This window comes from Streptomyces sp. NPDC006552 (genome assembly GCF_040611655.1).
Classification (GTDB): Bacteria; Actinomycetota; Actinomycetes; order Streptomycetales; family Streptomycetaceae; genus Streptomyces.
Window position 1 is genome coordinate 39,425 of record NZ_JBEXOS010000004.1, and the last position, 11,587, is coordinate 51,011.

The 11,587-nt window shown below is 72.5% G+C and carries 12 protein-coding genes; 8 read left to right on the forward strand and 4 right to left on the reverse strand.

What is annotated here, in order from left to right; all coding sequences use genetic code 11:
- Window positions 1-83: 83 nt before the first annotated feature.
- Both ABZY33_RS03725 and ABZY33_RS03730 read left to right on the forward strand, forming a co-directional pair.
- The gene (locus ABZY33_RS03725) at window positions 84-1,058 is read left to right on the forward strand and encodes an RNA polymerase sigma factor SigF (protein ID WP_356489817.1); all 975 of its coding nucleotides are present in this window, start codon (window positions 84-86) and stop codon (window positions 1,056-1,058) included.
- A gap of 84 nt (window positions 1,059-1,142) precedes the next feature.
- On the forward strand, window positions 1,143-1,967 hold the full coding sequence (locus ABZY33_RS03730) for a hypothetical protein (protein WP_356489818.1): 825 nt from the start codon (window positions 1,143-1,145) through the stop codon (window positions 1,965-1,967).
- A gap of 26 nt (window positions 1,968-1,993) precedes the next feature.
- Here ABZY33_RS03730 and ABZY33_RS03735 read toward each other — a convergent pair whose 3' ends face one another.
- Window positions 1,994-2,206 carry a hypothetical protein gene (locus ABZY33_RS03735; RefSeq protein WP_356489819.1) on the reverse strand — a complete coding sequence of 71 codons (213 nt, stop codon included), beginning with the start codon at window positions 2,204-2,206 and terminating at the stop codon, window positions 1,994-1,996.
- Between the two features lie 194 nt (window positions 2,207-2,400).
- Here ABZY33_RS03735 and ABZY33_RS03740 point away from each other — a divergent pair, with 194 nt between their 5' ends.
- The 3 genes from ABZY33_RS03740 (at window position 2,401) to ABZY33_RS03750 (ending at window position 6,496) form a co-directional block, all read left to right on the forward strand.
- A complete protein-coding gene (locus tag ABZY33_RS03740) occupies window positions 2,401-2,907 on the forward strand; it encodes a MarR family transcriptional regulator (protein ID WP_356489820.1) in 507 nt (168 codons plus the stop codon).
- 18 nt (window positions 2,908-2,925) lie between these two features.
- Window positions 2,926-5,463, forward strand: coding sequence for an MFS transporter (locus ABZY33_RS03745; RefSeq protein WP_356489821.1), 2,538 nt, complete (start codon window positions 2,926-2,928; stop codon window positions 5,461-5,463).
- 214 nt (window positions 5,464-5,677) lie between these two features.
- Window positions 5,678-6,496, forward strand: coding sequence for a YceI family protein (locus ABZY33_RS03750; RefSeq protein WP_356489822.1), 819 nt, complete (start codon window positions 5,678-5,680; stop codon window positions 6,494-6,496).
- Between the two features lie 102 nt (window positions 6,497-6,598).
- Here the strand turns inward: ABZY33_RS03750 and ABZY33_RS03755 are convergent, their stop codons facing one another.
- Window positions 6,599-7,291, reverse strand: a complete 693-nt coding sequence (locus ABZY33_RS03755; protein ID WP_356489823.1) for an ANTAR domain-containing protein — start codon at window positions 7,289-7,291, stop codon at window positions 6,599-6,601.
- Between the two features lie 257 nt (window positions 7,292-7,548).
- Between ABZY33_RS03755 and ABZY33_RS03760 the strand changes: the two genes are divergently transcribed.
- Both ABZY33_RS03760 and ABZY33_RS03765 read left to right on the forward strand, forming a co-directional pair.
- Window positions 7,549-7,914 (forward strand): STAS domain-containing protein, encoded by a 366-nt coding sequence (locus ABZY33_RS03760; protein ID WP_356489824.1) that lies wholly within the window; start codon window positions 7,549-7,551, stop codon window positions 7,912-7,914.
- A 37-nt stretch (window positions 7,915-7,951) separates the two neighbouring features.
- Window positions 7,952-8,422 carry a PPOX class F420-dependent oxidoreductase gene (locus tag ABZY33_RS03765; protein ID WP_356489825.1) on the forward strand — a complete coding sequence of 157 codons (471 nt, stop codon included), beginning with the start codon at window positions 7,952-7,954 and terminating at the stop codon, window positions 8,420-8,422.
- 25 nt (window positions 8,423-8,447) lie between these two features.
- Here ABZY33_RS03765 and ABZY33_RS03770 read toward each other — a convergent pair whose 3' ends face one another.
- Both ABZY33_RS03770 and ABZY33_RS03775 read right to left on the reverse strand, forming a co-directional pair.
- Window positions 8,448-9,230 carry a TetR/AcrR family transcriptional regulator gene (locus ABZY33_RS03770; protein WP_356489826.1) on the reverse strand — a complete coding sequence of 261 codons (783 nt, stop codon included), beginning with the start codon at window positions 9,228-9,230 and terminating at the stop codon, window positions 8,448-8,450.
- A gap of 80 nt (window positions 9,231-9,310) precedes the next feature.
- Window positions 9,311-10,819, reverse strand: coding sequence for an MFS transporter (locus ABZY33_RS03775; RefSeq protein WP_356489827.1), 1,509 nt, complete (start codon window positions 10,817-10,819; stop codon window positions 9,311-9,313).
- A gap of 87 nt (window positions 10,820-10,906) precedes the next feature.
- Here ABZY33_RS03775 and ABZY33_RS03780 point away from each other — a divergent pair.
- Window positions 10,907-11,587 (forward strand): endonuclease/exonuclease/phosphatase family protein (locus tag ABZY33_RS03780; protein WP_356489828.1); only part of this gene is annotated, 681 nt, incomplete at its 3' end.

Below are 11,587 nucleotides of genomic sequence, written 5' to 3' on the forward strand. Positions count from 1 at the left end.
TCACATCCGGTATTCAGGTGGAGGCTGCGCTCTTACCTGACGGGAGCGTCCGCCGCGACCGTCCGCGACCTCAAGGGGGTGGCATGTCCGCAGACCAGGGCAGCTCGAAGGTGCTCACGCTCACGCCCGGCGCGTCCGTCGACGCGAGTGCGTCCACGACCGCCGCGCTGATCGACATTTCCGTCCCGGTGTCCCTGCCGGCGCAGGCGCCCCAGGCCCCCGCGGCGTCCGGGCCCACCCAGGCGCCGGAGCCGGACGTGTCGGCCGTGGCATCCGTGTCGTCGGCCTCCCTCGACACCCGCACCCTGTCCCGTTCCCTGTTCCTGCGCCTTGCCACGCTCGACGAGCAGTCGGCGACCAGTGCTGAGCGGGCCTACGTCCGCGACACCCTCATCGAGCTGAACCTGCCGCTGGTGCGGTACGCGGCCGCCCGCTTCCGCAGCCGCAACGAGCCGATGGAGGACATCGTCCAGGTCGGCACGATCGGGCTGATCAAGGCGATCGACCGGTTCGACTGCGAACGCGGCGTCGAGTTCCCGACCTTCGCGATGCCCACCGTGGTCGGCGAGATCAAGCGCTTCTTCCGGGACACCTCCTGGTCGGTACGGGTGCCGCGGCGCCTCCAGGAGCTGCGGCTCGCCCTGACCAAGGCCTCCGACGAGCTGGCGCAGAAGCTGGACCGCTCGCCCACCGTCCCCGAGCTCGCCGTGGTGCTCGGCGTCTCGGAGGAGGACGTGGTCGACGGCCTCGCGGTGGGGAACGCGTACACGGCGTCCTCGCTGGACTCGCCGACCCCGGAGGACGACGGCGGCGAGGGCTCCCTCGCGGACCGGCTCGGCTATGAGGACACGGCGCTCGAAGGCGTCGAGTACCGGGAGTCGCTGAAGCCGCTGCTGGCGAAGCTGCCGCCCCGCGAGCGCCGGATCATCATGCTCCGCTTCTTCGCGAACATGACGCAGTCACAGATCGGCGAGGAGGTCGGCATCTCGCAGATGCACGTCTCCCGCCTCCTCACGCGGACGCTGGCGCAGCTCCGCGAAGGGCTCATCGCGGACTGACCCCCGCCCCGGGCCGCCCGGCGCCCGCCGGTCCGTGGGGCGTACGGGGTTCTCAAATGACGGCCCGTCAGACACACTGGCGCGATGCTGCGGACGTGGGTGCGAGGGCGGCGCGGGGCCGCCGTGGGGGCCGCTCTGGGAGCCACGGTGTGTCTGGGCACGGTCGCCGCCCTCGGCGGGGGCGACGGGCCCGAGGGGTATGTCGCGGTGGGCGCCGCCGGGGGCTCCTCCGGGAGCCCCGGCAAGAGCGCCGCGCCCGACGGGAAGGTACGGCTGCTGCCGCTGGACTCGGCGCCGCCAGGGCCCTCCGGGAGTCCGCCCGGCGCCTCCGGGCCGCCCGAGGCGTCCGGCACAGGAGACCCGGCCAACTCGGCCGGTGCAGAGGGCACTTCAGGCGCCTCGGACACCCCAGGCGCTTCAGGCACCTCGGGTGCAGGGGCGTCGGCGGGCGGCGCGTCGGCGTCGTCCGGAGCGGCGTCCGGGACGGAAGGCGCCGGTACGCCTGGCGGGAGCGGCACCGGGACCGGCGGCAACACCACACCCAGGCACGGGAGTTCGGCCTCGGGAAGCCCGGGCGGCACCACGGCGCCCTCACCCGCGGGCCCGGCCGCCCTCACGGTGAGCGAACCCGTCCTCGCCGACGCCGGCCGGCGCTGGTGCCAGGACGTGACGCTGCTGCTGCGCAACTCCGGTGGCAGCGCGGTGCGTTCGGGAACGGTCACGTTCGAGACGCACGTCATCGGCGCGCTCGGGGTCGACTGGGCGACCCTGAAGTCCGCCGAGAAGCTCCCCGTGCCCCTGGGGGCCGGGGAGGAGAAGAAGAAGACCTGGACCGTGTGCGTCGCGTCCTGGCGCGTCCCGCTCGGGATGCACGTCGAGACCCGCGACGTCTCCGTCGACTGGGCGTAGCGGCCGGGGCGGCGGCCGCGCGGGCGCTACTTGAGCGCCAGCCACGCCACCGCGGCGATCACCACGACGGCGACGACGATGCCGATGATCAGGCCCGTGCCGGGGCCGGACTTCACCGGAGCCGCCTGCGCACGCGGAGTGGGGGTACCGCCGTCGTCGACGAAGGCGCGGAACATCTGGGTGCTGCCCGCGGGGTCGTAGTTGCCTTCGGGGGTCGGGCCCTGGGGGTTGGTTGCCATGGGGCAGGACCCTAGCGAATCGGCGCGACGGGCGCCACAGTCCGCCCGCGGCCGACCTGAGCTGCGGCTTTACCTTTGCACACCTCGACTTTGCCGTGATTTTAGCCTTGGACGCCCCTTTTAGTTTGCCTGCGGCAACCAACTGCTTCTATGGTTGCCCTAAGCAACGAATAAGATTCCCGTCAGGAGGTGCTGTGGCCGCACAGCGTCATTACGACGAGCTGGCCCGACAGCTCAGTGCCTTCGGCGCCGTCAAGAGGGACATGGCGCGCATCCTGCCCCCCGACTGCCCGGGCGGCTCGGCCGCGGTCCTCACCCTGCTCAAGCGGTACGGGGACATGCGGATGAGCAAGCTGGCCGAGCTGCTCGCGGTGGACATGTCCGTGGCCAGCCGCCACGTGGCGCACACCGCGGACCGCGGCTGGATCGAGCGCCGCCCCGACCCGGCCGACAAGCGCTCGCGCATCCTCACCCTCACCGCCGAGGGCCACGAACGGATGGAGGACCTGAACGTCCGTACGACCGAGCTGCTCGCCGACCGGCTGAGCGACTGGTCCGACGACGAGGTCAACCAGCTGATCGCTCTCATGACGCGGCTGCGCGACAGCTTCGGCGACTGCCGGACGACGACGTCCCGCGGGCAGTTCCCGGCCGCCGCGCAGGCCCCGGCTCCCACCCAGACCACCCGTACACCCGCGTAACGTAAGAAAAGGAATCCCATGGCAACATCCACACCGTCCGGTGTGCGGGGCAGCCATGCCGCCAAGCACGGAGGCGCCGCCCCCGAGGCCGGCGCTCCGATGACGCACCGGCAGATCATGGAGGCGCTGTCCGGGCTGCTGCTCGGCATGTTCGTCGCGATCCTGTCGTCGACGATCGTCACCAACGCCCTCCCGGAGATCGTGGGCGACCTCGGCGGCGGCCAGTCCGCCTACACCTGGGTCGTCACCGCCTCGCTGCTCGCGATGACCGCGACCACGCCCCTGTGGGGCAAGCTCGCGGACATCTTCAGCAAGAAGGCGCTCGTCCAGATAGCCCTGATCGTCTACGTCGGCGGTTCGGTCGTGGCGGGGCTCTCGCAGAGCCCGACCATGCTGATCGCCTGCCGTGTGGTGCAGGGCATCGGCGTCGGCGGTCTCTCCGCCCTCGCCCAGATCGTGATGGCCGCGATGATCTCCCCGCGCGAGCGGGGCCGCTACTCCGGCTACCTCGGCGCGACCTTCGCCGTCGCCACCGTCGGCGGCCCGCTGCTCGGCGGTGTCATCACCGACACCTCGTGGCTCGGCTGGCGCTGGTGCTTCTACGTCGGCGTGCCCTTCGCGATCATCGCGCTCATCGTGCTCCAGAAGACGCTGAAGCTCCCCACGGTCAAGCGCGACAACGTCAAGGTCGACTGGGCCGGTGCCTTCTTCATCACCGCCGCGGTCTGCACCCTGCTCCTGTGGGTGACCTTCGCCGACGACAAGTACGACTGGATGTCGTGGCAGACCGGCGCGATGGTGGGCGGCGCGGTCGTGCTCGCCCTGATCTTCCTCCTCGTGGAGGCCAAGGCCGCCGAGCCGATCATCCCGCTGCGGCTGTTCCGCAACCGCACCATCACGCTCGCCTCGATCGCCTCGCTCTTCGTGGGTGTCGCGATGTTCACGGGCACCGTGTTCTTCTCGCAGTACTTCCAGCTGGCGCGCGGCAAGTCGCCGACGATGTCCGGTGTCATGACGATCCCGATGATCGGCGGCCTGTTCATCTCGTCGACCGTCGCCGGCCAGATCATCACCAAGACCGGCAAGTGGAAGGCGTGGCTGGTCTCCGGCGGCGTCCTCATCACGGCGGGCCTCGGCCTGCTCGGCACGATCCGCTACGACACCCCGTACTGGCGCGTCGCGATCTTCATGGCCCTGATGGGCCTCGGTATCGGCATGATGATGCAGAACCTCGTGCTCTGCACCCAGAACCAGGTCGCCCCGCAGGACATCGGCTCGGCCAGCTCCACGGTCACCTTCTTCCGCTCCCTCGGTGGTGCGATGGGTGTCTCCGCGCTCGGTTCGATCATGGCCACCCGGATCACGCACTACGTGACGGACGGCCTCGCCGACCTCGGTCCCAAGGGCGCGGCCCTGGGCCACGCCGGCACCGGCGGCGGCGCCATCCCGGACCTGGCCACGCTCCCCGCGCCGCTGCGCACCATCATGGAGAGCTCGTACGGGCACGGCATCGCCGACGTCTTCCTGATCGCGGCGCCGATCGCGCTGCTCGCTCTCATCGCCACGCTGTTCATCAAGGAGGTTCCGCTGCGTACGTCGGGCGGCCTGGACCAGGCCAAGCAGAACGAGGCGGCAGCCGCCGCCCCCGCCGCCGCTGAGCCCGTGCAGGGCCAGGACGAGCGGGTGCCGAGCCTGGTCGGCGCGGGTGCGCCCGCCGCCGGGCCGCAGACCCAGACCCAGCCGCTGGCCGCGGTGGCCTCCGCCGCGGGCGACGCGCCGGCGCAGACCGTCGGCGGCGGCACCCCGGTGCGCGGCTTCGTCCGCGGCGCCGAGTCCGCCCCGGTCCCGCGGGCCGCGGTCACGCTGATCTCCCTCGGCGGACGCCAGCTGGGACGCGCGGTCGCCCAGGGCGACGGTTCCTACGGAGTGGACGCCCCCGGCGCCGGCTCCTACGTGCTGATCGCCTCGGCCGACGGCTACCAGCCGCAGGCCTCCACGGTCCTGGTCGGCGAGGAGCCGGTCACCTACGACATCCTCCTCAGCGGCACCAGCGGCCTGAGCGGTGTCGTCCGGGCCGCCGAGACCAAGGCCGCCGTCATCGGCGCCATGGTCATCGTGACCGACGTCCGCGGTGACGTCCTGGCGACCGGGCTCTCCGGTCAGGACGGCGAGTTCACCTTCGCCGAGCTGGTGCCGGGACCGGTCACCGTCGCGGTGAACGCCGCGGGCCACCGCCCGCTGGCGCTCCCCGTCGAGGTCGGCGGCACCGGTGTCACCCGCGTCGAGCTGGAGCTGAACTCCGGCTCCCAGGTGCAGGGCACCGTGCGGGCCGCGGGCCGTTCGCTGAACGACGCGCGGGTCACCCTGATCGACGCCGCGGGCAACGTCGTGGCGACGTCCACCACCGGTGAGGACGGCGCGTACGCCTTCACCGACCTGGACGGCGGCGACTACACCGTCATCGCGACCGGCTACCCGCCCGTGGCCACGCACCTGAGCGTGCAGGGCAGCGGCGTCGACGGTCACGACATCGAACTCTCGCACCCCGGCGAGTAGTTCGCGCGAGTCCCGGCAAGACCCCGGACCGGGCGGCCCGCGCTTCGAGCGGAGGCGCGGGCCTGCCGGACCGGTTGTGGGAAATGGGCCCCGGACCCGGTGGCGTCGTTAACGGCAGGGGACGGCCGAGACGTCACGGGCCGGGGCCCGTTCACGTCCGGGGTCACCCCGATTCCCTTACGTGTGTGAGAACTTGAGCTAGGAGTTGTGTCTGATGGGACTGAGTGCGCGGATCCGTACGCGGGACGGGTGGGCCCTGCCGCACGCCGTCGTCACGGTGACCGACATGACGGGCGCGCAGGTGCTGCGGGCCGAGGCCGACGACGAGGGCGCCGTGCACGACGCGGCCGCGCTGACCCCCGGCCCCTACACGGTGATCGTCACCGCCGTCGGGTACGCCCCCGTGGCCTCCACCGCCCTGGTCACGGCGACCGGCCGGGCCGAGGTGGGCACGGTCGTGCTGGCCCGGCAGGGCGGCGCCGAACTGCCGCCGCCCGGGCCGTGGACGGTCGACCCGGCGCACTCCACCGTCGCGGCGACCGCCCAGCACCTGGGGATCACCAGCGTGCACGGCCGGTTCACCGACTTCACCGCCCGCGTCGACATCGCCCAGGACGTGGAGAAGTCCCGCGTCGAGGCCGTGATCCGGGCCGCGTCGATCGACACCGGCAACGGCATGCGCGACGGCCACCTGAAGTCGCCGGACTTCCTGGACGTGGAGACGCACCCCGAGATCACCTACCGCAGCACCGCGCTGGAGCCGGCCGGCCCGGACCGCTGGACCGTCCACGGCGAGCTGAGCCTGCACGGCGTGGTCCGCCAGGTCGACCTCGACCTGAGCTACCTGGGCACCGGCGCCGACCCCTGGGGCGGCACCCGCGCGGCCTTCAAGGCGACGGCCGAGCTGAAGCGCGAGGACTTCGCGATGAACTACAACCAGGTCGTCCAGGCCGGCATCGCGGCGATCGGCGCGACGCTGAAGGTGGAGCTCGACATCCAGGCGGTCCAGGGCGACGCCCTGCCGCAGGTCTGAGCCCGCCCGGCGGAGCGGTTGCGGCCGGGGCGGCGTTCGGTGGACTCCCCCCGGCTCGACGGCGCTCCGCCGGCCCGGGTCACCGGCCGCCGCGGCGGGGCCTCACGCGTCACGCGGCCGCGCGGCGGAGTCCACGTAGCGCTGCGCCAGCTCCCTGAGCTTGATGTTCTGCTGCTGCGAGGCCCGTACGAGGTGGTCGAACGCCTCGGCCGCGTCGACGCCCTCGCGCGCCATGAGCAGCCCGGTGGCCTGGCCGATGAGGTCCCGGGTGCGCATCGCCGCCGTGAGCTGTTCCTGGACGGTGGCGGAGTCGTGCGCGACGGAGACGTGCGCGGCGAGCATCCGGCCCACGCGCAGGCTCGTCTCGTCGTGGCCGCCTGGCTTGCGGCCGTACAGCACGAGCGCCGTCAGGCGGTTGCGGTCGGTGCGCAGCCGCAACGCCAGCACGGCCCGCACCCCGAGCACGGACAGGCTCTGCCCCGGCCCGTTCTTCTCCGTGGTGTCCGCGAGGGTGGCGACGGGCGCGGACCACAGCTGCTCCCAGAAGGGCCGGTGGCCCGGCATCCCGGTCAGCGCCTGGGCGCTGCGGGCCACGTCGTCGCTCCAGGCGACGGAGTCGGGCACGAGGTCGCGGCCGACGGTGACGATGCCGGCGTGCTCGACCCCCGGCACCAGGTGCACGGCGAGCCGTACGGCGGTCCGCAGCGTGGCGGCGGGGCCGGACTGCTCGTGGAGCTGACGCGCGGCAACGGTCAGCGCCTCCGCCAGCTGAAAACCGGCAGAGGAATAGGGCACTTCGGGAAAACTGGGCGCAACCACCACGAACCTCTTCAGCGAGCATGCCCAAAAAGGGCATGCGCGGGGAGAGCTCCGCAGCACATTCCCGACTGCGAGCGCAGGACGTACAGAACTCTATCCGTTTCCTTAAGACGACGTGGATTTGCTCGGGAGCCAGCGAGGGCCCCCGCTTCGGTGGTGGAATGGGACCGGGTCAGGAAGCGGCTCGTCGTCCACCGACCGACCACCAGTACCGGCATGGCAGGTGAACCCCTGTGCCCGCACCCGTTCAACTGGCACCCGTCGACCTCGCGGACCGCACCCTCCTGACGTTCCCGGCGGAGATCGACCTCGGCAACGCCCCGTCGCTGCTCGCGGAGGCGTGCGCCCTGGCGGACGAGCGGGCCGACCGGTGCCGCGAGTTCATCCTCGATCTGACCCGTACCGTCTTCGTCGACTCCCAGGGCGTGCGGCTGCTGTCACAGCTGCGCCGCCATCTCCTGGACCGGCACGGTGCCCGGATGCGGGTGGCGGCCCCCGGCGCGGGGCCGGTGCGCCGGGTTCTGACCCTCGCGCAGACCCGGCGGGACATCCCCGTGCACGACAGCGTCGAGGAGGCGCTGCGGGCCTGCGAGCCGTGAGCGTCCACGCGGGCCGGGTGCGGCTTAGGCTGGGTCCATGGCTCCGAACATCGCGACCAACACCCGTGTCAGCCTCGACGAGTTGCTCGACTTCGTACGCCCCCGCCACCGCGCCCTGCTGATCACCGCCCGCGCCGACGGCTCCCCGCAGGCCTCTCCGCTGACCTGCGGCGTCGACGACTCGGGGCGGATCGTCATGTCGACCTACCCCGAGCGCGCGAAGACGCGCAACGCCAAGCGGAACCCGCGGGTGAGCGTGCTGGTCCTCAGCGACGAGTGGAACGGCCCCTGGGTCCAGGTCGACGGCACCGCCGAGGTCATCGACTCCCCCGACTCGGTGGAGCCGCTGGTGGAGTACTTCCGGAACATCTCGGGCGAGCACCCGGACTGGGACGAGTACCGGCAGGCGATGCTGAAGCAGGGCAAGTCGATCATCCGGGTCACCCCCGCGGCGTGGGGCCCGATCGCCACCGGCGGCTTCCCGGCGCGGCTGGCCGAAGAGGGCTGATACCGGCGCGGGGGGCCGGCGGGTCTCAGGGCGCCGGGTCCTCCCGGGCCTCCTGGGCGACCAGGGCCTCGATGCCCGCCACGAGCAGGTCGAGCGCGACCTGGAAGTCCATGTCGCGCATCTGCTCGACGGTCAGGCCGCCCTCCACGGCGGCCACCATCTCCTCGGCGTGCCGGAAGTCCTCGGCCATCTCCCGTGGCACCTCGAACACCGCCATCGCCTCCCGGAAGTAGTCGTCCTGGGAGAGCCCGGCCTCGGCGCACCGGCGGCGGAAGTGGCCCTCGATGGTCCCGTAGCCGTAGACGAACTGGAAGACCGAGGCGATGGCGCCGCGCTGCCGGGTCAGGGAGAGCCCGGTGGCGGCGACGACACGCTGCACCGCGCGGGAGAAGGACAGCGAGTTCGGCCCGATGTTGAGGTAATTGCCCATCTGGGGCGAGATCCAGGGGTGGCGCACGATCACCGCCCGGTAGCTCGCGGCCAGGTCGCGCAGGTGCACCCGCCAGTCCCCGGCGTCGACCGCCTCCGGCGCGGGGACGGCCAGCTCGGCGAAGACCCGGTCCAGGGCGAGTTCGAGCAGGTCGTCCTTGGTGTCGACGTACCAGTACACGGACATCGCCGTGACCCCGAGCTCGGCCGCCAGGCGCCGCATGGAGAACTTGGCGAGCCCCTCCGCGTCGAGCAGCCGCACGCTCGCCTCGGTGATCCGCTCCCGGTCCAGGCCGCTCGGCTGCTCGCTGCGCCTGGTGCGCGGTGTCCTGACCGCGGGGTCCTCCAGCCAGACGCTCATCCGCGCTGCCTTCGCCATGGCGCACCCTCCCTGGGCTCCTCGGGTCCGGCGGGTGCGGACGGGCCCCTCGTGGAACCCGCCCGTCCGCCGTCTCGATGCTATGCGGAAGCCGCACCGGCCGAGGTGGCCCGCTCCGCCCGCCGCAGCAACGCGGCGGCGAGCAGCCCGCCGACGAGCACCGCGCCGGCCCCGACCAGCTGACTGGTCGCGAGCCCCGAGGCGAACGCGTCGGCGACCCGGGTCCGTTCCCCGGCCGAGTCCGCCGCCGCGAGGGCCGCCGGGAGCGAGGCCGCGGCGACCGGGACGAGCGCCGCGAACCGGGCGTTGAGGACGGCGCCGAGCACCGCCACGCCGAGCCCGGTGCCGAACTCCGCGAGCGTGCCGTTGACGCCCGCGCCCACGCCCGCCTTCTCCGGCGGGATCGCGCTCATGATGGCGTTGGCCATGGCCGGCATCGCGAGGGCGATCCCGGCGCCCATGACGATCAGGCCGGCCAGCATGCCGCCGTAGCCGTCGCCGAGCAGCGCGATCGCCGCGAGCCCGGCCGCCAGGCAGCTCATCCCGGCGGCGATGGCCAGGGGCGCGCCGAGCCGGGGCAGCAGCCGCGCGCCGACGCCCGTCAGGTTGAGCGCGACGACGGTGAGGGCGAGCGGCGCGGTACGCAGGCCCGCGTCGAGCGGCCCGTAACCGAGCACGAACTGCAGGTGCTGGGTGAGCAGGAAGAGCGAGCCGCCCATGCCGAACGCGACCAGGACGGCCCCGGCGACCGCGCCGGTGAACCGCTGGTCGCGGAAGAAGTGCATGTCCAGCATCGGGTGCGGGCTGCGCAGCTCCCACGCCACGAACGCGGCCATGACGCCGACGCCGACCGCGGCCGGCAGGAGCGTGGCGGCGGAGGTCCAGCCCTCGCCGGGGCCCGAGATGATGGCGTAGACGACGGCGGCCATGCCGATGGTGGAGAGCACGGCGCCGGGCAGGTCGGGCCGGTCGCCGCGCGGGTTCTTCGACTCGGGCACGAGCGCCAGGACGGCGACGAGGCCGACGACCGCGACCGGGATGTTGACGAGGAAGATCGCGCCCCACCAGAAGTGGTCGAGCAGCACGCCGCCGAGGAGCGGGCCGACGGCGAAGCCGAGCGAGTTGACCGTCGCCCACAGGCCGATCGCCCTGACCCGCTCGGTGTCGTCGAAGATCTGCACGACGACGGCGAGGGTCGTGGTCATCAGCAGCGCGCCGCCCACGCCCATCCCGGCCCGCGCGGCGATCAACTGCCCGGTGGTGTCCGCCAGTCCGGCGACGAGCGAGCCGGCACCGAACAGGACGAGTCCCGCGGCGAGCATCTTCTTGCGCCCGTACCGGTCCGCGCTGCTGCCCGCGGTGAGCAACAGCCCCGACTGGACGAGCGAGTACGCGCTGATGACCCACTGGATGTCGGAGGTCGACGCGCGCAGTTCCTCGGTGAGGGAGGGGATCGCGACGTTCAGGACGGTGTTGTCGAGCAGCACGGTCAGCTGCGCGAGGCAGATGACGCCCAGGATCAGCCAGCGCTGCGGGTGTCCGCCGGCCGCGCTGGGCCCCGTGGTGTTCTCAGTGGTCGTGGTCGTCATGCGTCCCCCTGTCGCCGGTGATTTCCTGTACACCGTAAGAGGACAGCTATACGGTGTACAAGTCAGTTTTCGGCGTACGGTTCCGCCATGCCGACGCGCACGCGAGCCCTGTCTTCCACGGCCCTGTCCGCACTCCTCCTGGGCCTCGTCGCCGCGGCCCCGCCCGCCGCCGCCACGCCCCGGCACGTCACCCCGGTCCCGCTGCGGATCGCCTCGTACAACATCCACTTCGGCTCCGGCATGGACAACGTCTTCGATCTCGACCGGCAGGAGGCCGCACTGCGCGCGCTCGACGCCGACGTGATCGGGCTCCAGGAGGTCGACGTCCACTGGAGCGCGCGCAGCCGGAACCTCGATGTGGCCCGCGAGTTGGCGGACCGGCTCGGGATGCGGGTGTCGTTCGCGCCGATCTACAGCCTCGATCCGCAGACCGCGGGGGAGCCGCGGCGCGAGTTCGGGGTGGCGGTGCTCTCCCGGTATCCGATCCGCTCCGCCGTCAACCACGAGATCACCCGCCTGTCCACGCAGGACCCGGACCCCGTGCCGGCGCCCGCGCCCGGCTTCGGCGAGGTCACGCTGAAGGTGCGCGGCGTCCCGGTGCAGGTCTTCGTGACCCACCTGGACTACCGGCCGGATCCGGCTGTAAGGGTGGCGCAGGTCGCGGACACGCGGCGGATCATGGCGAGCGAGCGGCGCGCCGCCCCGGGAGCGCGGCAGGTGCTCCTCGGGGACTTCAACGCACCGCGCTCCGCCGCGGAGTTGGACCCG

Coding starts and splice junctions, on each gene's coding strand:
- ABZY33_RS03725 (WP_356489817.1), top strand. CDS start 84: ATGTCCGCAGACCAGGGCAGCTCGAAGGTGCTCACGCTCACGCCCGGC.
- ABZY33_RS03745 (WP_356489821.1), top strand. CDS start 2,926: ATGGCAACATCCACACCGTCCGGTGTGCGGGGCAGCCATGCCGCCAAG.
- ABZY33_RS03730 (WP_356489818.1), top strand. CDS start 1,143: ATGCTGCGGACGTGGGTGCGAGGGCGGCGCGGGGCCGCCGTGGGGGCC.
- ABZY33_RS03775 (WP_356489827.1), bottom strand. CDS start 10,819: ATGACGACCACGACCACTGAGAACACCACGGGGCCCAGCGCGGCCGGC.
- ABZY33_RS03735 (WP_356489819.1), bottom strand. CDS start 2,206: ATGGCAACCAACCCCCAGGGCCCGACCCCCGAAGGCAACTACGACCCC.
- ABZY33_RS03770 (WP_356489826.1), bottom strand. CDS start 9,230: ATGGCGAAGGCAGCGCGGATGAGCGTCTGGCTGGAGGACCCCGCGGTC.
- ABZY33_RS03765 (WP_356489825.1), top strand. CDS start 7,952: ATGGCTCCGAACATCGCGACCAACACCCGTGTCAGCCTCGACGAGTTG.
- ABZY33_RS03750 (WP_356489822.1), top strand. CDS start 5,678: ATGGGACTGAGTGCGCGGATCCGTACGCGGGACGGGTGGGCCCTGCCG.